This is a genomic window from Dyadobacter sp. HNCC25DJ186, assembly GCF_056895235.1.
Map to the genome: position 1 here is coordinate 347,873 of NZ_JBXHAS010000003.1, position 22,410 is coordinate 370,282.

Annotated in this window: 18 protein-coding genes; 14 read left to right on the plus strand and 4 right to left on the minus strand. The window is 44.4% G+C overall.

Annotated elements, in window-relative coordinates; translation table 11 throughout:
• The first annotated feature begins 6 nt into the window (after positions 1-6).
• Positions 7-1,107 carry an NADH:flavin oxidoreductase gene (locus tag AC1XUO_RS11250; protein ID WP_483329877.1) on the plus strand — a complete coding sequence of 367 codons (1,101 nt, stop codon included), beginning with the start codon at positions 7-9 and terminating at the stop codon, positions 1,105-1,107.
• Between the two features lie 172 nt (positions 1,108-1,279).
• On the opposite strand, the gene AC1XUO_RS11255 is transcribed toward AC1XUO_RS11250, so the two are convergent.
• Together AC1XUO_RS11255 and AC1XUO_RS11260 are read right to left on the minus strand one after the other, a co-directional pair.
• On the minus strand, positions 1,280-2,206 hold the full coding sequence (locus AC1XUO_RS11255; protein ID WP_483329878.1) for a metallophosphoesterase family protein: 927 nt from the start codon (positions 2,204-2,206) through the stop codon (positions 1,280-1,282).
• 199 nt (positions 2,207-2,405) lie between these two features.
• A complete protein-coding gene (locus AC1XUO_RS11260) occupies positions 2,406-2,585 on the minus strand; it encodes a hypothetical protein (protein ID WP_483329879.1) in 180 nt (59 codons plus the stop codon).
• 187 nt (positions 2,586-2,772) lie between these two features.
• Between AC1XUO_RS11260 and AC1XUO_RS11265 the strand changes: the two genes are divergently transcribed.
• From AC1XUO_RS11265 to AC1XUO_RS11280, 4 genes are all read left to right on the plus strand, one after another.
• On the plus strand, positions 2,773-4,896 hold the full coding sequence (locus AC1XUO_RS11265; protein ID WP_483329880.1) for a type IA DNA topoisomerase: 2,124 nt from the start codon (positions 2,773-2,775) through the stop codon (positions 4,894-4,896).
• A 100-nt stretch (positions 4,897-4,996) separates the two neighbouring features.
• Positions 4,997-5,470: a collagen-like protein gene (locus AC1XUO_RS11270; protein ID WP_483329881.1), complete on the plus strand. Its 474-nt coding sequence runs from the start codon at positions 4,997-4,999 to the stop codon at positions 5,468-5,470.
• 97 nt (positions 5,471-5,567) lie between these two features.
• On the plus strand, positions 5,568-6,959 hold the full coding sequence (locus tag AC1XUO_RS11275) for an outer membrane protein assembly factor BamB family protein (protein ID WP_483329882.1): 1,392 nt from the start codon (positions 5,568-5,570) through the stop codon (positions 6,957-6,959).
• 266 nt (positions 6,960-7,225) lie between these two features.
• Positions 7,226-7,543, plus strand: coding sequence for a hypothetical protein (locus AC1XUO_RS11280; RefSeq protein ID WP_483329883.1), 318 nt, complete (start codon positions 7,226-7,228; stop codon positions 7,541-7,543).
• Positions 7,544-7,690: 147 nt separating this feature from the next.
• On the opposite strand, the gene AC1XUO_RS11285 is transcribed toward AC1XUO_RS11280, so the two are convergent.
• Positions 7,691-8,254, minus strand: a complete 564-nt coding sequence (locus tag AC1XUO_RS11285; RefSeq protein WP_483329884.1) for a TetR/AcrR family transcriptional regulator — start codon at positions 8,252-8,254, stop codon at positions 7,691-7,693.
• A 356-nt stretch (positions 8,255-8,610) separates the two neighbouring features.
• Between AC1XUO_RS11285 and AC1XUO_RS11290 the strand changes: the two genes are divergently transcribed.
• The gene (locus AC1XUO_RS11290; protein ID WP_483329885.1) at positions 8,611-9,246 is read left to right on the plus strand and encodes a response regulator; all 636 of its coding nucleotides are present in this window, start codon (positions 8,611-8,613) and stop codon (positions 9,244-9,246) included.
• Positions 9,247-9,416: 170 nt separating this feature from the next.
• Here the strand turns inward: AC1XUO_RS11290 and AC1XUO_RS11295 are convergent, their stop codons facing one another.
• Entirely contained in the window at positions 9,417-12,611 is a 3,195-nt protein-coding gene (locus AC1XUO_RS11295; RefSeq protein ID WP_483329886.1) for a ligand-binding sensor domain-containing protein, read from the minus strand.
• 1,225 nt (positions 12,612-13,836) lie between these two features.
• On the opposite strand from AC1XUO_RS11295, the gene AC1XUO_RS11300 reads away from it, so the two are divergent.
• From AC1XUO_RS11300 to AC1XUO_RS11335, 8 genes are all read left to right on the plus strand, one after another.
• Entirely contained in the window at positions 13,837-14,631 is a 795-nt protein-coding gene (locus tag AC1XUO_RS11300; protein WP_483329888.1) for a hypothetical protein, read from the plus strand.
• A gap of 142 nt (positions 14,632-14,773) precedes the next feature.
• The gene (locus AC1XUO_RS11305; protein ID WP_483329889.1) at positions 14,774-15,499 is read left to right on the plus strand and encodes a hypothetical protein; all 726 of its coding nucleotides are present in this window, start codon (positions 14,774-14,776) and stop codon (positions 15,497-15,499) included.
• Positions 15,500-15,624: 125 nt separating this feature from the next.
• On the plus strand, positions 15,625-16,368 hold the full coding sequence (locus AC1XUO_RS11310; protein WP_483329890.1) for a hypothetical protein: 744 nt from the start codon (positions 15,625-15,627) through the stop codon (positions 16,366-16,368).
• A gap of 94 nt (positions 16,369-16,462) precedes the next feature.
• A complete protein-coding gene (locus tag AC1XUO_RS11315) occupies positions 16,463-16,651 on the plus strand; it encodes a hypothetical protein (RefSeq protein ID WP_483329891.1) in 189 nt (62 codons plus the stop codon).
• 19 nt (positions 16,652-16,670) lie between these two features.
• A complete protein-coding gene (locus AC1XUO_RS11320; protein WP_483329892.1) occupies positions 16,671-17,426 on the plus strand; it encodes a hypothetical protein in 756 nt (251 codons plus the stop codon).
• Between the two features lie 120 nt (positions 17,427-17,546).
• A complete protein-coding gene (locus AC1XUO_RS11325; RefSeq protein ID WP_483329893.1) occupies positions 17,547-18,809 on the plus strand; it encodes a hypothetical protein in 1,263 nt (420 codons plus the stop codon).
• Positions 18,810-18,819: 10 nt separating this feature from the next.
• Positions 18,820-19,881 carry a T9SS type A sorting domain-containing protein gene (locus AC1XUO_RS11330; protein WP_483329894.1) on the plus strand — a complete coding sequence of 354 codons (1,062 nt, stop codon included), beginning with the start codon at positions 18,820-18,822 and terminating at the stop codon, positions 19,879-19,881.
• A gap of 84 nt (positions 19,882-19,965) precedes the next feature.
• Positions 19,966-22,344, plus strand: coding sequence for an Ig-like domain-containing protein (locus AC1XUO_RS11335; RefSeq protein ID WP_483329895.1), 2,379 nt, complete (start codon positions 19,966-19,968; stop codon positions 22,342-22,344).
• Positions 22,345-22,410: the final 66 nt, after the last annotated feature.

The window sequence follows — 22,410 nt, forward strand, 5'->3', positions numbered from 1 at the left end:
TTTTTTATGAGTTCTGAACCGTTGTTCAAGCCATTTAGCTTGAAATCACTTAACATTAAAAACCGTATCGTCATGGCACCGATGACGCGGTCATTTTCACCAAATGGTATCCCAACAGAAGATGTAGTTTCCTATTATAGCAGAAGAGCTGATGGTGATGTTGGTTTGATCTTGTCAGAAGGAACAGTAATTGACCGTCCTTCTTCATCCAATGATCCAAACATTCCTCACTTTTACGGTGAGGAAGCTTTGCATGGCTGGAAAAAAGTAATTGACGGCGTGCACGACGAAGGCGGAAGCATGGGCCCGCAAATCTGGCACATGGGGATTATGGCTAATCACCACAGCGGGTGGACGCCATCAGTTCCGTTTGAAGGTCCTTCGGAGTATAATAGCCCGAATCTGGCCAATGGTGTAGCGATGACGGAAGCGGATATCGCTGAAACAATTCTCGCTTTTGGACGCGCTGCTGCGGATGCAAAAAGACTTGGATTTGACTGTCTGGAGATACATGGCGCACATGGTTACCTGATCGACCAGTTTTTCTGGGAAGAGACCAACAACCGTACTGATCAGTATGGCGGAAAAACCCTTGCCGAACGCACCCGTTTTGCAGTGGATGTGATTAAGGAGGTTAGAAAACAAGTGGGTGAAGATTTCACGATCATACTTCGCTTGTCGCAGTTCAAGCCTGCCGATTATAATTTCAAACTTGCCAAAACGCCTGAAGAAATGGAATCCTGGCTGCTGCCTTTGTCGGAAGCTGGTGTGGATATCTTCCACTGTTCGCAACGCCGTTTCTGGGAACCTGAGTTTGAAGGCTCGGATCTGAACTTTGCCGGCTGGGCTAAAAAAATCACGGGTAAACCAACCATCACCGTAGGTTCGGTTGGATTAACGGGTGAATTCCTGGCTGCATTCGCGGGAGAAAGTTCTCAGCCAAGTTCTCTTGACGAATTAATGCGTCGTTTCAACAGGGGAGATTTTGATCTGGTTGCTGTCGGCCGTCCAATCCTGGCGGATCCGCATTGGGTTGAAAAAATACGTGACGAAAAAACCGAAGAACTTGTTGGTTTCTCAAAAGAGGCACTGGGCGTTTTGTTGTAACATTTAATATTCCCTGTTCATCGCATGATGGACAGGGATTTTTTTCCTTCTAGTGAGTTTTCTCCAAACATGTTAATGGAGTACCAAACTTTGCTGAACAACGCGTTACAAACGCTACACCAAACAACACTGATTACAAATCAGTGTTAGCTGTGTTAGCTGTTTGGCCGCCCTAGCTTCGGTAACTGATGTAGTTATTATTGAACGAACCATCGGAAAATAAATCAATGATTGCATACCCAGCTTTTGTTTGCTGGGTTTTCCCGAACCAGTAATCGCCGCAAACGGCTCCGTTGCAGCAATAAGTCACGCCGTTATAGACAACCTGATCGTGCAAATGTATATGTCCGCTCACCGCCAGCTTCACGTTTTTATGTTTGTGAAATAGCGCGACCACCGCTGCGCAATCGGTATGCATCCAGCCTCCCGGTACGTGCCAGTCATCTTTTTTAACATGCTGCCCATCCAAAAACACGCAGGCTGAAAGGATCGGGATATGCGAAATGACCATCACCGGAGTTTCATCAGCTGTTTTTTGCAGATCTTTTTCCAGCCAGATCATCTGGTCCTCTCCCAGTTTTGCGGTATACCCATGTCCATCAAATTTTTCCTGGATACTGTCCAAAACGATAAAATGCCAGCCATTCTGATCGAAGCTATAATAGGCTTCTGACAGTTCAAGCTTATCCACCGCTCTTTTTTTTCCATCCTCGAAGCTGGTGGTTTGATCATTTTTCAACAGAATATCATGATTTCCCACGCAGGTAAACACAGGCAAAGAATTCTCGCCCTGCAAGACTTTTTGATACATATCCCATTCCTTTTCCGATTTTTCGAAAGTTGCATTTTTCGAGCCCATCACGACATCACCGCCGTTGAGGATGAAGTCCGGTTTTACGTCGAGATTTTGCAGGTGGTGAAGACATTTTTTAAACCCATGCGCCGCAATGACATTAGGCTGGATATGAATGTCGGTCAGATGGGCAATACGCAGCACGCGTTTGGGATTTTGGATTTTGGTATTTGCAACCGACCATGTTGGCAGTGACAAACTTCCCGCTATCAAACCAATATTTTTCAATAAACTTCTACGCTCCATTGTTTTTTGAACTGGTATAAACAAAGTTCGTCAATGGTATTGTCGCAGGTGTTTGGTAATGATTACCTTATTGTTAAATATTTACTTTTACCTTCAAAGAGGTTTGCCAATTAATTAATTTCAACGAGTTCGGCTTCGACCTTTTTAGGTTCAGGAAAGTAATCAGAAACATCCAGGAAATTATTTTTTGCGCCATCCATTAAGGCTGATATAGAATCAAAAACAACGCAAGAGAGGGTGCGCTGACACCCAGAATATAAGAATCTCTTACAGCGCCTCCATAAGACGGACTTAATACAAAAGCGTTAATCTCCGGTCCGTTTAAATGAACTTCGGAGAATGCACTTTTAAGTCTTTCTACCAATATTTCTTTATCCATATCATACAATTACAACTTTCTCCTTCGAATTTATAAATCATGCTGCAATATCCCTTTCACATCCAAGATAAAGAAAATCCATATTCCACAAAAATTTCCCGACCTTTGCATTCCAAAAATTACGAAACGAAAAACTGAATTCCTCAGACTGCCTTGGTTATCTCCAAAATGGTCTGATCCAATAAATATGAAAGTTTGCATAGCCGAAAAGCCGAGTGTAGCGAAAGATATTGCCGAAGTACTCGGAGCGAAGCAGCGTAAAGATGGATATTATGAAGGTAACGGATATCAGGTAACCTGGACGTTCGGCCATTTTTGTACCCTGAAAGAACCACACGACTATCATGAACGCTGGAAATCCTGGCGGTTGGAGGATTTGCCGATGATCCCGGCAAATTTTGGAATCAAGCTGATCGATAATCCGGGTGCGTTAAAGCAGTTTGGCGTAATCGAAAATCTGGTCAAAAACTGCGAAGAAGTAATAAACTGCGGGGATGCCGGCCAGGAAGGTGAGCTTATTCAGCGCTGGGTTTTACTGAAAGCGAAATGCGCCGTTCCGGTCAAACGTCTTTGGATTTCTTCACTTACCGAACAGGCTATACGCGAAGGATTTGAGAAATTAAAGGAAAGCGATCAATACAATAATTTGTACGCAGCCGGAAGCGCAAGAGCCATTGGCGACTGGCTTCTGGGCATGAATGCGACCAGACTTTTTACGAAAAAATTCGGTCAGGGAAAAGTTGTTTTGTCTATCGGAAGAGTGCAGACACCCACTTTGGCCGTTATTGTTCAGCGTCAGAAAGAGATCAATGCTTTTGTTTCCGAAGAATATTGGGAGTTAAAAACGATTTACCGCGATACCGAATTTACGGCGACAATTGACCGGATTAAAAAAGTCGAAAAAGCAGAAAAGGGGCTTGTGTACCTTAAAGAGCACCTTTTTGAAATCACTTCATTTGAACGGAAAGAAGGGAAAGAAGGAAATCCGCGCTTATTTGATTTGACCTCGTTACAAGTTGAATCCAATAAAAAATACGGCTATTCGGCCGAGGATACCTTAAAACATATCCAGAATCTGTACGAGAAAAAATTCGTAACCTATCCACGTGTTGATACCACGTATCTTTCAGAAGATCTGCATCCAAAAATTGCCGGGATTTTGTCAGATCTGAAACCTTATGCTAATCTGACTGCGCCACTTTTACAGCAGCCGATCCCGAAATCAAAAACTGTTTTTGACGACAAAAAAGTAACGGATCACCATGCCATTATCCCAACCGGCGTTTTTCCTAACAACATTGGTATCGACGAAAAACGGATTTATGATCTGATCGTACGAAGATTTATCGCCGCTTTTTATCCTGAATGTAAAGTGGCCAACACGACCGTTCTTGGAAAAGTCGGGCAGGTTGAATTTAAAGCGACCGGGAAACAAATCCTGGAAATGGGCTGGCGGGAGGTTTATGCCAATGACGCGAGTGCCAAAAAAGAAGCCGCTGACGAAGAACGTATTATGCCGGATTTTGTCGTGGGCGAGAGCGGTCCGCATGAGCCGAGGATACATCATGGCAAAACTTCACCTCCAAAAGCCTTTACCGAAGCGACATTACTCCGCGCCATGGAAACAGCTGGCCGTCAGGTGGAAGATGAAGAAATGCGTGAGATATTAAAAGACAACGGCATAGGCCGCCCTTCAACGCGTGCGAATATTATTGAAACACTTTTCAAGCGAAAATACATTGAAAAGAAAAAGAAAAACCTATACGCCACACAGACCGGAATTGACCTGATCGATACCATTCAGAATGAACTTTTGAAAAGTGCCGAGCTGACCGGAAACTGGGAACGCAAATTACGTCTGATCGAAAAAGGTGAGTATTCGATGGATACTTTCAAGCAGGAATTAATTCAGATGGTCGTGGATCTCACCAAGGAAGTGCTTTCAAACCGGGGTGGGATGATCAGTATAACCCCGGAACCCGTCGTCGTAGAAAAGGAAGAAAAAGTCAAAAAAGAGCCCAAGCCAAAAGAACCCAAGGAAGAAATTTCGATAGAAACGCTGAAATGCCCGAAGTGTAAGGAGCATTTATTAAAAAAAGGGAAAACGGCTTACGGATGCAGTAATTTTCAGGCTTGTGGTTTCAAAATCCCTTTTGAACTGATGGGTAAAACCCTGACAGATAAACATGTTTTTGACCTGTTAAGCAAAGGTAAAACGACTAAGATCAAAGGACTGCTCATCCCCGGAAGCGACGCGCCAATCGATGCGAAACTCGTTATGAACGGTGATTTCAATATTGGGGTGGAATAAAAAAAATGTTTCAAAGATGTTTCCTTCACCCTTGGAGCTAACGACTAAGAAAACAGATTCTCTTATCTGTTTTATTTCTTACTCATTAAATCCAGGCATCATGAAAACGTCTATCAAATTCCTCTTAACAAGCACACTTATTGCTTCAATGCTCATGCTTAATGGCTGCTCCGGCTCGGACGGAGAAGTCGGGCCAAAAGGTGATACCGGCACAGCCAATGTAATTTACTCGGGCTGGATATCCACATCATTTTCCGGAAGCGGCTCTACTTACACAGCCTCCCTCAGCGTTCCGAAATTAACACAGGAAATGCTGGACAAGGCGGATATCCGTGTTTACTGGGCAGAAGGTGGCAGGGTTCTTACGCTACCATATGCTCAGACTTTAAGTGGCACGTCCTATACCGTACACCAACGCTTTTATCCGGGACGTATTGATTTCGTCGCAAATTATTCGATCAGTACGCAATCTTTCAGGTATGTCATCATACCGGGGGGTGAAACGGCGAGAAAAAAATCACTCAGCCAAATGTCCTATGAAGAGGTAAAATCACTTTATAACATGCCCGACTGATCGTCATCATTCAACCACTACACATCAGAACCGGGAAACCTGGCTCTGATGTGTATCTGCCTTCAACACATTACCACCTATCATTCCACATACCATCATGAAAATTATCTCATTCGCCGCGCTGGTGATTACCTTCCTTTTTTTTGCTTGTAAAAGTGATGATCAGGATCCGGAAGCAAAAAGCAGTGCCAAGTCAATCGAATCATTCAGCTTCAAAACTGTAAATCCTGTTGCCGCCGCTGTGGTGAACGTAACGAATAAGACCATAAAAGCCGTATTGCCTACCGGAACTGATCTGACAAAACTGTCGCCTACGATCTCGGTATCTGCCAAAGCAACAATTTCCCCGGCCACTGGCACCATGCAGGATTTCAGCAAACCTGTTTTATATACCATAACCGCGGAAGATGGCAGCTCGGAGCAATATACTGCCTCGGTATCATTCCTTGATAATGGCACTGTTTTTATCGGGAACCTGGACGGAATATTTTACGCACTTGACGCTTTAACCGGTACAAAAAAGTGGGACTTCAAAACGGATGCAGCGATCGAAGCTACACCAACTCTGGTTGATGGCGTCGTTTATATCGCCAGCTGGGATAAAAAACTCTATGCCCTGGATTCAAAAACCGGTGCGAAAAAATGGGAATCTGCGCCAGGACTCGTACAACCATTTGCAGCTCCGATCGTTGACAAAGGATTAATTTATTATCCGGGTGACCATAAGCTTTTTGCGATGGATGCTGGAACCGGTGTCGTAAAATGGGATTATCAGGACGATGAGGTGTATGGCTGGCAAGCCTCTCCTACGCTATTCAACGGAATAGTGTACGCCAGCATACGCGGAGGCGGGCCACGCGTCGGAATCTACGGATTGGATGCGGCGACCGGTGCACGCAAATGGAAAGCTGCCAAAACGCATATCACAGAATCGTCTCCTGCCATCGCCGACGGAATTTTATATGCCGGGTCAGAATACGAGGGCTTCCACGCCTTTGACCTGCAAACGGGCGCTCTCAAATGGGAATATGCCGATGCGAGTATTGTTGTCTCCTCACCAACGGTAGCCAATGGTGTTGTCTATATCGGCGCTTCTGATAAAAATTTATATGCCTTCGACGCGGCAACGGGCGCAAAAAAATGGGCGTTTCTTACCGGCGAAAATACGGTCGCTTACTCTTCTCCCGTGGTGGCAAACGGAATTGTGTATGTCGGCAGCGGATCAAAACTGTATGCCCTGGACGCTGTAACAGGAGCTAAAAAGTGGGACGCCGAGCCTGAACAAAATACTTTGATTTATTCAGGCGCAGTGATTGCCAACGGTCTGGCTTACATCGGCATCGGTAAAAAAATGTATGCTTTTGATGCATTGACAGGCGCTAAAAAGTGGGAGTTCCTGACGAGCCGTACCATCAGCATGGCCTCGCCTTGTCTGATAGACAAAGACGGCAAAGTTTTTCACGCCGGGATAAGTGGTATGATCCAGTAGAAAACCCGGAATTATCGGTTTACCACGTACTGTACCAAATAACACTTGCGGTACTGATTTCCCGTGAAAACCCATAGTAGATTTCAACGAGAAAATACACTCCGATCAATTATTTAAAAAATAAAAAAAATACCATTTTTAAGTTATTATTGACCATTCAGTAAATATTATGTTTTTTTTCGCAAACTGCTTACAACCTTTTGCCATGATTTAGTGTCTTTGTATTAGATTTGCACAAGTTTACGTCTGTAAATTAAATTTTAGCTATGAAATCTTTCTTTACCACTGCGATTGCCGTTACCCTTTTTGTGCTCTGTCTTGTTGAAAAAGAATCAAAACAACGCGACCTGAACGCTTCCCGGGCCAAAACAAATCTGGCCGACAGCATCAACACAAGCGATCCGGTTAACACGGAGCCTGCTTATGCGGATCTGGACAATGGTAACCTGGAACCTTCTTCTGAAGGCTTTCAATTGTCTGAACTTACCGTCTCCGACTCAACAAACACATCATTTGAGCCAACACCCTTTCTTGGTAAATTACCATTGCTGAACAGCTTATTTTCTGCGAACGATCTGAATTGAGTTGGCTTTCGGCGGTCGGCTTTCAGCTATTTAGTCGCAGTTTTGTATTTTGTGGCCGTTGACAATCCCTTGAATTGACTCAAAATACGTTAATCCCCGAAAAAGTTTACTTTTTTCGATGCGGGATACGCTTTTCACAAACCCGTGTTATTTGGTGATCATCCCCCAAAGCATATCAAACGTCTCCTCAATAACTTCCTTTCTTTTTTCCTCAGACAAATCCGCGTTAACAAGATATTGATGCGTTCCATATACATGGCTGCCCAGGATCGAGCCGATCAACGCCGGCGGTAATGATTTCAATACACCATCCAGGCTCGCCTGCCGCATCAATCCCGTATGTAGACGTGTTTGTTTTTCCTTATCCTCGTCAGAGACCTTGGCCAAATGCGGGGAAAAATGAAACTGCTGAATAAAATGGAATTGCGGTTTGTTTTGCAGTCCCCATACCAACGAGGCGGAGTATAAACTTTTCATCCGATCTTTCAGTGGATCTTCCTCTTTTTGATGTGCTGCAAGATAGGTATTCAAACTTTCCTTCGTACGGTTATAAAGTGCCACGATCAGGTCTTCTTTTGTTTTAAAATAATGAAACAAAGTGCCGTTCGCAACCCCGGCCTCCCTGGCTATCTTACTCGTGGGCGTGCCGTGGAAACCAAGTTCCACAAAAAGTTTCAACGCAGCGGTTAATATTTCCTGTTCTTTATCCATTTTTTGATTGACTGATCACTCCATAAAATTAGGATTTAAATATGGTCTTGCAATAGGGTTGCCCGGCACCATCCGACCATAAAATTTCGATCCAATTGTAAAATTTTCTGCCATATCCAGCTTAAAAATTCGTTTTACAGCCCAAATTTATTCTGTATGGACCTGAAAATACTGACCAAACACCATAGCAAAAACTAATTCTTGTCAGCTTCTCTGTTTCTCTCTTCATATTCCGACCATCTATAATACTTTTTGAATATTTAATATTATTTATTTAATTTTTAAATATTATTCGATGTGTCTGCTATGGGATAATTGGTTAGATTTGTCCTGTAAAACACAGCCTCCCCTCTACTATGAAAGTATTGATTATCGAAGATCACCCCATGATCAGGTTTGGCCTGCAACAGTTGTTGTTCAAAGAAAACAATCAGATAGAAGTACAATATGCCGAGACTTTTCCGGAAGGCATTTTTCTGCTGGAACGAGAAAGTTTTTATATGCTTGTCCTTGATATTGATATACCCGGCGGACAAAATATCAAAATGATTGAGATGGTTCGTGCCAGACAGCCCGAAATCAAAATTTTGGTGCATTCAGGTTACGATGAAAATGTATACGCAATTCCATACATACAGGCCGGCGCGGACGGGTTCTTATCTAAAACATCGGCTCCCGAAGAATTTGCCGTTGCTTACCAGGCTTTGATAAGGAATGAAAAATATACAAGTCCCTTTGTCCAGCAATCCCTTCTGACGAATCTGGGTAAGAACGGCCAGAAACATAAAAATCCGCTTAGCACGCTTTCCAAAAAAGAGATGGTCGTGATGCACCTGCTCATGGAAGGAAAATGGACCAAAGAAATTGCGGCCATTATGGAGGTGAAGGAAAATACCGTCAGCACCTATAAAAGAAGGATCTTCGATAAACTCGAGGTAACTGACGAAATCCAGCTGGCCAGAAAAGCATCGCTGCTGAAAGGGAATTTATGAGGGCGGCTTTCGGCAGTCGGCGGTCGATGGTTGACAGAAAAATACCCGATTAGCCATTGATTCAATGGCGTTAATCAAAAAAAACCACCAACCGCCGATAGCCAGAAAAACCCCACCAACTCCCGATAGCTGAAAGCCGATAGCCGACTGCCGAAAGCCGCCCGCCGCCCCTAATGTTCAAATACCAGATGAAACCGCGTCAGGTCAGTATCGGTAACCCGGATCGGAACGCCGATCAGATCTGAAACTTCTTTCACGATCAGCAAACCCAGGCCTGCCTTGTTAGCCGGCAGGGTAACATCCTCCGTTTCGTCCGCGGTGTCATTGATCATATCCAGCACGTGCTGTGGAATACCACGCGCCGAGTTGGCTATCACCAGTTCCACTTTGTGGTCTTCAAAACAATCCGCGTGAATCGTCACCTGCCCGTTTCTGGTAAACTTGGAAGCGTTGTCGATCAGGTTATGGATCATAATCGAAACCATCTGCAGATCAGAATTAATCACTACTTCGGCGTGAACATCGTTTACAAAAACGGTATTGTTCTTTTCCAGCATATTTCTGAACATGCCAAACTTTTTCTCTATCAGATCCCGGAGCCTGATCTCTTCAAATTGCATCCTGTTGCCATACACGTTCACACGTATATAGTTGAGCAGGTCTTTAAGCAGCGCACTCATTCTTCTGGTAGAATCCGCGATAATCTCACCGACCTTTGCGACCTCCGTCAGTTGTTGTGCTTCAAGCATGGCTGGAATATTTGACGAAGTGATCGCAACAAAATTGAGCGGCGACTGGATGTCGTGCGTCATGGAAGCAAGCAGCCTGGACAGTACATACATTTTCTTGCTCATTTCATTTTTAGATTCCTGAAGATGAAACATCGTCTCGCTCAGTTCTTTCGTCCGCTGGCAGACAAGTACTTCCAGTTTCGCCTTCTCTCTTTCGATCTTGCGTAACCGAAGTCGAATGTACCCATACACAGCAGCGCCCGCCAGCATCATGAAAAACAAGATCGCCCACCAGGTTTCATACCAGTTCTGCGGCACGATCAGGTGGATCACCTTTACGTGATCTTCCCCGAAACCAAAGCCGTCCACTTTCCGTATCAGCAAGGTATAGTCCCCGGAACTTAAACTTGAAAACCGGATATCCCTTTCAGCCATATTGATGGGAATCCAGTCGCTGGCCTTCGCGGCGGCACGCCCTCTGACCAGCGCATAAGACAAATGCAGGTTATAGGGATTTCCGAAATACGGTGTCGAAAAATAAAACTGCACATTTTCAGGATTCAGGTTGAAGCGGATCGTATCGCCTGAAAACGTAAGTTTCCGACGGTTTACTTCAACCCTGTCAAGGATGACTTTTGTATCCGCTACATCTTTTTCAATCTGCCCGGGTTTAAACCAGACCAGCCCGTTCAGAGAAGGTACCGAAATGTATCCGTTTGCCAGCGTTGCCGCGCATGGGTCGCAGCCACCGTTGAATTCATTCGTATTGAAACCATCCTCCTTCGCATAATACCTGTAAAAAATCTCCAAAGGTATCACGTTCTGTTTCTTTTTTCCGACAGGCTGTTTTTCCGCTGTCCTTTTCTGTGCCGCATAATACAACAGATCCTTTTGGGCGATCTGAAATAAACCCTTGTTGGTGGGAATCCAGAAGTAACCGCGTTTGTCGTCAATAATGTAGTGAGGACTGGCCAGGTATTTGTTTTTGTCGAGTGGGAAAACAACCGGTTTATCGTCTGGCCCCAAAAGTATGATCCCTTTATCCTCAGCCGTAAACCAGCGATTTTGATCCTGATCCGAATGAATACTGGTCACGTGAAACGTTTTAGTCCCTTTAACCAACGTGCGCTTGCGTGACAAAATATCCACACGGTATAATCCGGCGATCGTCCCCACAAGCAGCGACCTGGCATTTTCCGACTTGATCGCGGTGATATGCGGAATGGGTTCTTTGAAAAATTGGACAGGCTCAGCTCCTTTGTCGTCCGGATTGATACTGAACAGCCCTTTTTCATAGGTACTGACCCAGATTTTCCCGGACAAGCCCTCATGGATCCGGGTGGTGAGGTGCTCAAAATTCCACTTTCCAATGATTTTTTCAGCTTTGGCATCCAAACGATACAAAGTAGGTCCATTGGGAATCCAGATGGTACTGTCTTTCGCCCTGATCAAAAAAGTTCTGTCCGACGGGTTGATCTTATTCACCAGATCGTTCTGCCGGTCCGTCATACGTCCACTGCCCATATCCTTGCCGAGCAGCTGCCCCGTGGCCGTCAGCACGGTGTGTTTGTCAAAAGGAATTTGCGCATAAAAGACGTTCTCCCGCGCTTCGCCTTTCGTAGTGATTACCCGGAACTGCTGTTTTTTCAAAACAAAAAGCCCTTCCGTCGGGCTTCCCAGAAATATTGTTCCGCTCCTAACGTCATAATAAATTTCCTCAATTCCTTCGCCGGCAAGATCAAAACCTTCCACCAGCAGTCGGGTGGACACGGTTCCGTTTTGGGTTTTATATAAAAGATACAGGTTGTTGCCAAGCCGGAGAAAAGCCTGGTCGGATACGTTGTTCCAGTGCAGGTTAATATCCCTTTTCGGGGATTTGTACGCGGGATCTAACAGGATATCTCCCCCTACAACCCTGGTGACAGGCTCCCTGCCTGAAAAAATCGTGATCAGGTTTGGGGCCTTTTGATAATGAAAAAGCGCCTCGCCCATCGAAAAATAATTCCACAGATTTCCGGTAACAAATCTCCTGCTGTACGTTTTTTTCCAGTCCTGATAATAAGTGATCCGGTCTTTCCGGCAGATAAAAAAATTTTTGTCGCCATAACCCGTCGTGACCATGTACCGTTCAAGCTTGTTACTGTCTGTAACAAAATTCGGGAAACCGGTAGCCAGAATGAAGGTCCCCGGACCCTTATCAAAAGGAGCCACTTTTTTCAGATAATTGCGTGCATACATCGTATCCAGCACTGCCCGGCCACGCCGGATCCGGACAGTCTCCCATCCCCAGAAAGCGGCATAATATACGTCCTGTGTTTTTCCTGTTTCCCTGGTACCCTGTTGTCGCTGATTATTATCTTTTGACACGAGCCGGCCAAAGATCACCCTGTTGTTGGAAACTTTAAGATTGATGCGGTTGAAGGTAAAAAACTGCTGGCCGTCAAACCTGACCAGCCCGTCTTCGGTGCCCAGCCAGATGAAACCTTCCGGATCGGCAAATAATGTTTTGATACTGTTTTGTGGTAGACCATTTTCGCTGGTATAATGTGTGACTGAATAGTTCCGTTGCGCCTGTACAAAACCAGACACCATTAATACCAGGAGAACCGCCCGGCTGAATAAACGTTTCTTCATATTCCAATTCTTTCATGATGAGGGGGTGATTCGGCATTACAAACCTGATCACAGGAACGAAGCAAAAAATGCGCCGTCCATAACCAAGAATGGGTATTCTTAACGACGGGATTTCAGAACAGCCGAGATCCACGGATGACATTTTACAGACACTACCAATATCTTCTATCATTAACGTAGTAGTTATACGCAAGCAATACGCGATAGTGGAAAATAAGGCAGCGAGATGATTCTAATCATTTAATAGTCTAGCTCTACAACTTTATACAATGGCTTTCCGGTACTTTGTGCTCAGAATTGGATAAATCAGACTAAATCCTGAAATAATACAAACATTCACACTTCAAAACATGCTATGGACCATCTACCCCATCAAATTAGAAAAAAAAGGATTCCGCCCAAACATTTTTTCACCGCTCTCAACCGGTTAAGGAGTCGAAAATTCCGTTTCTCAAAGTCGAGAATTGTACTCAACTTATATTTTTAATCTACAAAGCATTATCGAGTAAACGGACGGCAGATGTAGAAATTGGCTTGTCTATTGCGGCGACTGTGTATACAAATACTGTCCAGGAAAAGAAAATACCGTATTCTGATAGCAGCATTGTTAACAAAATCGGTAAAGAACAGAGACCATACCACAGGCTTAATTTTTATTAAAAACTTATCCAACGGTTGTTTTTTGCGTGATTTTACCGAAAAAGGAACCGGTAAAAAAAAGTTAATATTGTACTATAACCAGATCAGGAAACCAACTCGACAACTTGTAAGAATAATTTCTACAAAACGGACGGTCGACGTGTACAGCTATACGGTAATTTTATTCCCAGTTTTGAAATATTAATTAAGGCCATCAACATTTTAACACACATTTTATTAAATCATCCCTCTATGCAAAGACTTTACACTCCTTTTTCCGGCTCCTATACGGGTTTTAAACCGCTAAAATGCAGCGCAGGCTCATTCGGTTTGTTGTTGCCAGAAGTTATTTTTTATTCCTTTTGTGACTAAAACCAATTTCCGGTGTCACAAAAATAAGGCGGCTAAAACCAACCTGATTTTTCACTATACACATCTTTAAACAGTACCCCTCCTGGTTTCTGCCGCAGCGGCCGATAACCTCCCGGGCTGGTTATGGCCCGGGTTATCTCAGCCAACATAACCAAAAACAAACCAACAGTTCACACATTATTTAACCACTTAATTACACTAAACGGTACACACAATGAAAACAAGACAACTATTACACACAACCCTCAAAGCCAGTATCTTCGCCGCCGCTTTATTTTGCTCTGCTTCTGCTTTTGCCCAGGTGAAAATTGGAGATAATCCGACGACGATCGCCGTAGGATCTGCATTGGAATTAGAATCAGCTAATAAAGGATTTCGTTACTCACAAGTAGCTTTAACCAGCACTACGGTTTACGCGCCTATCCTTGGGTCTGGCACTGCAGCCACATCACCTGGTATGACGGTTTATAACACGAATGCTGGTTTGACAAGCACTAGCACAAAATACCCGGCAAATGGCGTTGGAGAATACTATTGGGACGGATTTGGTTGGGTATACAAAAACGCTACTACCACTCCAAATCTATCCGTTGTGTGGTCCTCGGCTTTGGGAGCTACACCACAAGCGATGGTCGGTAATGTTTGGACAGATGTAAACATCACTGTTTCAAATTATGACAAAAACAACAATTATAATTTAGCGGCAAAAACTTTTACTGTTCCTGCGGGAGGAACAGGTTACTACTCTTTGCACACCATTTTTGCAACTTCTCCGGCTGCAATACAATCTGGTATGTACATTGGGATAAGCGTAAATGGTGTTATATCTAAATATGTTGCAATAGCCAATTGTGTTGCAGGTGCCGGTATGGCTGGTGGAGGATCAGGTATCTACTACTTGACGGCTGGCGATGTTGTAAAAATCCAATACCTTTTTCCTTATCCAACATCTGTTACGGGCGTAAATCTGAGCTACTTACAATTTGATTTGGCCCTTGTTTCAATATAAGGACTATTGTATTCAAGTTAATACCAATTTTAAAGCTGTCAGTTCTTGTAGACTTCAATACAAACAATGTTTACAACTCAAGACGGATAGCCTGAACTAAGTTAACAAACACAAAAAACTCACACATACAATCTTAAAAACAATGAAAACAAATCAATTCATATACAAAACAATGGGTGCGGTGATGATCGCTGCGGCTATGTTATTGTGCTCTTCGTCTGCTTTTGCGCAGGTGAAGATTGGGACGAATCCTACAACGATTGATCCGGCGAATAATCTGGAAGTGGAAAGTGCTGATCCTGCAAAGAAGGTTAGTATCGATAAAACTACTGGTAAAGTTACGATTGCGGATGGGTCGCAAGGTGATAAAAAGATATTGACTTCTGATGCTAATGGTGTCGCAACCTGGGAACCGTTGACACTGCCGACAGGAATTATAACCGGTACGTTCAATCCTCCTGCGACTTTTAACATAGTCTCACCGGTAAATGAGTACATCGCTAATGCCCCTCTTACACTGAACAAAGGGGTTTATTTACTTCAATATTATGCCCAGTATACTTACACCACTGTGGCAGACCCGACCAATACGAGTACCCTTGCCATATCCTGGCCTAGGTATATCTATTTTGAGTTTATTGTCGAATCGGGCAGTGCGACTATTCCGTCTTACAGATGGCTTGCGACAGGTCTGAATAATGGACCTCACGTTATTCCTACAATAAACACAAATCAAGTTGGCGGCGCCGTTTCTCAAATCGTGACGGTTGTTGCGGATGGTACAGTCTTCAAACCAAGATATTGGGGAATTCCTAAAAGTGGACAGATTGGAAACATCGGGCCAATTGTGGCGGTTAGGTTGCAATAACGTACACGATAAACTAACATAGATTTGGAAACGGTTTAGGTGTCCTACAATTGCCTCGCCAACCATTTTCAATGCGATTTCAAACAAAACCTCCAAAAAAACTCACACATACAATCTTAAAAACAATGAAAACAAATCAATTCATATACAAAACAATGGGTGCGGTGATGATCGCTGCGGCCCTGTTATTGGGCTCTTCCTCTGCTTTTGCGCAGGTAAAAATCGGGACGAATCCTACAACGATTGATCCGGCGAATAATCTGGAAGTGGAAAGTTCAACCGCTGGAAATAAAGTCAGTGTTAACAAAACCACAGGCAAGGTTACGATTGCGGATGGTTCGCAGGGAAATGGTAGAGTTTTAGTGTCTGATGCCAATGGAGTAGCGACTTGGCAAAACAAAGACGTCACTTGCTCATCATTTGATGTAAGTCGCACCGGTACGCAAATTATCCCTATAAATGATGCTGGCGTAAATACTTATACGACGCTCATTCCCGATACCGAAGTTTATGATGCTGCCGGTGCCTTTAACACAACAACTGGGGAATATACAGTTCCTGAGTCTGGATTCTACACATTTAAGGGCAGTTGTGGAGATTTTATTCTAGGTGCTACTGTACCTACTCGTAACACAACCATCGCAATTATTTCTGCAGCACGAGGAAATCTAGCTTTTGCGGTTGTTCAGAATCAACCCTATCAAAGCGGATCTTGGAATAACATCACATCCAGCAATTATTTGGAAGCAGGTGACAAAATAACATTTCAGGCTATTGTCGTTCACGTTTTTGGTACAAAACCTGCTACAACCATTCCGGTATACTCAATTCAATTCTCAGGAGGGCGGACGGACTGCAATAAAAACTAAAAACCCAGCGAACACCGATTTGCTATGCTCAATGAATAAGCATTTGCAAATGCTAGTTTAAGGTAAAACCAACACACACAATCAACGATAATCCATGTTAAAAACACATAAAATCAGGACACAATCGCGTAAGCAGGACGTGTTGCAGATCATCGCGCTGACGATCCTTCTGCTGCTGATGGTGCTTGTTTTTGAAGTACGTGAACGGGGGCGCCAGCAGGAGCATACGAGCACCAGCGCACCGGCTAAAAGTTACAAGGTAACAACAAACACACTTTTTTAACCCAAACTAAATACACACAATGAGAACAAAACAACAATTAACTAGGGCTATCGCAACGGCACTTTTTGCGGTAACCTGTTTGGTAACCTCCCCCACAGCCTTCGCCCAGGTAAAAATCGGAACAAATCCGACTGCGATTGATCCGGCGAATAATCTGGAGGTGGAAGCTTCTACGGCGGGGAGAAAAGTTGCAGTAGATAAGGCAACTGGTAAATTAACGCTTGCAGATGGTTCGCAAGGGAATAAAAAGATACTTACTTCCGACGTCAATGGAGTTGCAACCTGGGAAAGCAGGAAAATAACCAGTTCAAATGTCTTTCAACAAGCAACTGGTGTAGGTGTTTTCCTTCCGGTTTCAACTACTGGTTATTGTAGTTCTATAACCTGCGCCACCTCATTAAATCTTACAGGAACCTTCACGACTACTGAAACTACAAACGACGTGATTATGGAAGTAAGTGGCAATTATTCTGTTTCGAACAATACGCAGCCAGTAACCTGGGCCTATTGGGTAAGCGTAACAGGACCAGGTGGCTACAACCAGGTTAGTGGCCCACTTTGGGCTACTGAAAGTGGAAGTAATTGCTCCTCAGGTCTCATTAACTTTAAGAAACTGATAAAAAACCTTGCAGTTGGCACCTACAATGTCAGCGTTTATGCTGGCCCATGGAAAAACCCAAGCACTGCTTCTTGGCTCGGCATTGGAACTTATTCGAATGCAGGTGTTTGCGGCGATACAGAAAAGGCCAGTTTACTAATCAGTGTTTCTGAATAATCATACAAATACGGCTTAAACCGATTTGCAATCGGTATCGAGTGGATAAGCATTTCTTACGCCATTTAAAACCCAGCATTTTTAAAATAAACAGTACACACAATTAAAAGAACTAAAACAATGAAACAAACATATAACAAATCTTCCTTTTTCAGAGGTTGGAAAAACACAGCGGCGATGGTAGCCTTGCTGGCAGCGGCTTCGGCCGGCACGTCTATGGCGCAGGAAGGCAGTTTGGGTAATACCACCATTTTTGGCGGCGCCCAAATGACTTTTTTCGGAAACAGTGATTTTATGACCCCAACGGGCGGTACCCAACCGGGCGTGATCCTTACAGAGCGCGAAACGGCCACAATGAGTTACCTGAACTATTTTGGTAACAACCTTACCGCTTCGGGTGTAACGGATGCCAGTTATGTAGATGGATATGTACGGAAATATGGTACAGGGCAGTTTGTTTTCCCTACGGGAGATAATGGTTTCGCGGGGCAGTTTGCAGCTTCGGCGGATGGTACGAGCGGTGCATATTTTCATACGAATGCAACTACGGCCATCACCAGTAACTTGTTTACCGGTTCTAATTATCCAACCGCTCTTCCGACAGGAGGATTACCAGGTTTCCCCACCACACAGGTAGCACCGGGCGTAGGTACGGTGAGCACAGTGGAATACTGGGATATCGACGGAGCCTCGGCTACGCCTATTACTCTTACCTGGGATGCCGGCAGCGATATCGCTACGCTAACGGCAAGCACCCTGGGCAAACTGACTATCGTTGGATGGAATCCGGTTACAAGTAAATGGGAAGCCATCGCTTCTGCTGTGGACGCCACCTCCGTATTGGGCGGGCCAAGCGCCATCGCCGCAGGTTCCATTACAACAACAACTTCGGTTGTACCAAATACGTATACAGCTTATACGTTTGCAGCATTGGGTACCATTGATTTAACACCAACTTTGCCAAGACCGCTGGTTACAAGTTTTCTGGGGGGGCAAACTTCCGAAGGTGTATTACGTCTGACAAACTTAACTCCAAATCCAACAACAGGAACGGTTGTAGTATTTCTTGAACTTGGCTCAGGTTTCGAAATGACGGTTGATCCGGCAGCAGTTACATCAGGAGGACTGGCAGTAACAAATGCACAATGGACCATCACGGACTTTGGAGGCGGATCTTTTGAATTTAGTTCAAAACCGGGTGTTGTAATAGCAGCAAACAGTTTTGTTAATCTTGGCTATAAGCTAAAAGCAACAGGTACTGTAACGACCACAGGTATCATTACGGCTACGATTGATACAAAAACCGGAAGCACCAATGTAGCTACCGGCGACAGTAATGATAATAACAACATCGTGGTGAAAGTTTTAGGTATTGTACTTTAAATTGAATTGTATGAAAAAGCTAATATTATTGATATTTTTTGTGACAGGTCTGCATATAGCAGTTCTGGCGCAATGTGACCCGCAGTTTGCGGTTGGCCCTACCTACACAGGAACTTCTGTTGTGAGCGGAACGCCAACGATACTGGTAGGAGAAACCGGAACACTGAATTTTGGTTTTGGTGTTGGAACTGACGCAGGATGTAATGCCGCCGCAGGAAATACAGCAGGAGGAATTATCATTACGCTTTCGTTTGCGCCAAGTTATGGTCCCCAATCCGCCGCTGACATTTCCGGTCCATACGCGTCGTATTTTGACTGGGTTTATGACGCTGCCGGAACATCACTGTTTGGCTTCCAGAATGCACCGATACCGGTTGGTCCGCCAGCTAATTTCGTTGTTCAGGTAAGGGGCAATGCAGTCACTCCCGGAACGATAGCTCCACCAACTTCTTTAAACTGGACTTCTGACCTGAATCCGCCACCGACTAACACTTCTACCGGAAATGATATCAGAACGGTTGGACTAAATGTTGATGCCGCCCTGCCAGTAACACTGACAAGTTTTACTGCAAGAAAAGAGGGTAAAATTGCAAACCTGAATTGGAGCACAACGGCGGAAACGAACAGTGATCGGTTTGAAATAGAACACAGCCTTAATGGTCAAAACTGGAATAAAATCGGTGTTGTGAAATCGAATGGTGAAAGTAAAACGCTACTGAGTTATACCTATTCAGACCGCAATCCCGGCGAAGGGGAGAACCTTTACCGTCTGCGAATGGTAGACAACGACGGGACTTTTGCTTACAGCCGGATCCAAAGCGTAAAATTTGAAGGACTGAACAGAGATTTGTCGGTCTATCCGAACCCCGTATCCGATAAAATTTCACTTAGAGATTTTAGCACGATTACAGAAGTTGTTATTAACGATCTAAACGGCCGGACAGTACATCTTTCGGGAACATCCGCTAACGGGCAGATCAATGTTAAAAATTTAGTTCCCGGTACTTACATTGTTAAAATCACACGATCAGATGGAGGTATCAGCTCGCAGAAAATCGTGATCAGCAGGTAAGTCTTCTACCCTGCGGCCTGGTAGCAGGCCGCAGGTATTTTCGCACGCTCATCACCAATAATTAATTTTTTAAACAACAACACTATGTCTAAAATGTTTAGGACTTTTACATTAGCGCTTTTAGGTCTCCTTTTGCTGACAGGAGCGGCCAGGTCTGTCTATGCACAGTGTGATCCGAGATTTAGCGGGACCTTATATACCGGGACTTCCAGCCCTTCAAATATTGCGACGATTCTTGTTGGCGAAACCGCAACCTTGAATTTCAACTTTGGAGTTGGACCGCTTTCCGGATGTACAGCGACTGCGGGAAATATTCCCGGGGCCATCACGATCACCATCTCTTTTCCGCCTAATTATGGACCTTCATCTTCGGTTGTAACCGGCCCACAGGCGTCACTTTATGACTGGACTTATGATCCGGTTACGAACAAATTGACTGGTGTAAACAATGCCCTTATCCCTCGTGGGGGATCTGCACTATTTGAGTTGTCAGTTGTTGGCCTTATTCCAACTCCTGGCTTAGGCACTCCTTTGACTGATTTTCAATTTACCTCCAATACATCACCACCAATAACAGATGGTAATACAGGAAATAATACGGCTACCATAGGTTTAAATGTTGATCCTGCACCGCCAGTAACACTGCCGGATACTAAAACAACTATTGCCGGAACGCCAACGGTTATTTCGGTTCTGACCAATGACACACAGGGCACTGACCCGATTGCCCCAGGAACCGTTCTAATCACCGATCCTGCGGATAATACACCAAAAACGTCAGTAACGATTCCTGGCGAGGGGACCTATACGGTGAATACTACCACAGGCGAAGTGACGTTCACACCAATTCCAACATTTACAGGAACCGCTACGCCGGTTTCATACACGGTGAAAGATGTGAATGGGCTTATTTCAAACCCATCAACGATTACTGTAACGGTAACTCCTGCGACCCCACCGGTGGCTGTGGCGGATGCCGCATCAACACCGAACAACACACCGGTGACCGTTTCGATTCCTGCAAATGATACCCCGGGATCGGCAGCCCTTGACCCGACTTCAGTTAAATTGATTGATCCGGTTTCTGGTTTACCTGTAAACACTGTTACCGTTGCAGGCCAGGGAACATACACCGTTGATCCGTTAACGGGTGCTGTTACTTTTGTTCCGCTTCCAACGTTCTCGGGTGTTGCCACTCCGGTAAATTATACAATCAATGACGTCAATGGAGTAACATCAAACCAGGCGCCGATTACTATTACAGTAGCTCCTGCAACCCCACCGGTAGCTGTGGCTGATGTTGCCTCAACACCGAATAATACACCGGTGACCGTTTCGATTCCTGCAAATGATACACCAGGTTCAGCAGCCCTTGACCCGACTTCAGTTAAATTAATTGATCCCGTTTCTGGTTTACCTGTAAACACCGTTACCGTTGCAGGCGAGGGAACATACACCGTTGACCCTTTAACAGGTGCTGTTACTTTTGTTCCGCTTCCAACGTTCTCGGGTGTAGCTACTCCGGTAAATTATACGATCAATGACGTAAATGGAGTAACATCAAACCAGGCGCCGATTACCGTGACGGTAGCTCCGGCGACCCCACCGGTAGCTGTGGCTGATGCTGGGTCCTCCACACCTGTTGCTCCGGCTATCATTCCGATTCTTACAAACGATATACCGGGATCTTCTCCACTTGACCCAACCAGTGTAAAGCTGATAGACCCAGTGACGGGATTACCAACGCTGATCGTAACGATTCCTAATGAAGGGACCTATACCGTTGATCCAATCACGGGTGTTGTAACATTTGTTCAGGATCCAGCCATTACCACCCCGATCACAAGCACAGTTACTTATACGGTAACAGACGTAAACGGTTTGACTTCAAACCCAGCCACGATCACGGTAAACGCAACGCCATTGCCAGTTACACTTACTACTTTCAAAGTATCGAAAGAAGGACAGACAGCCAAACTTAACTGGGCAACGACTGAAGAAACAAACAGCGATTATTTCGAGATTCAGCACAGCGTAACCGGAAAAGAATGGGCAAATGTGGGCCAGGTAACTTCAAGCGGTGAAAGCAAAGTGTTGAAAAACTATTCTTTCAGCCACGTTAATCCTGTACACGGACAAAATCTGTACCGTTTGAAGATGGTCGACAAAGATGCTACTTATGCTTACAGTAGAATCCAGAGCGTTAAATTTGACGGACTAAACACTGTTGCAGTAAGTGTCTACCCAAATCCATCAGCGGATAAGGTATTTATCCAGGACTTAGATCTGACGCAGGTTAAACAGGTTTCTATTATGGATATGAATGGCCGTGCGTTATTCAGCAATAATAAAGTAACTGCTGATGGGATTAATGTAAGCAAATTCCGTCCTGGCACTTACATGCTTCACATCATGAATAACAATGGCACAACGAGTAATCATAAAATTGTGATTGTAAGATAGTATTAACTACCTCCTCAATAAACAATTAAAAAATATCCTTTTGCTCCCGGGCAAAAGGGTATTTTT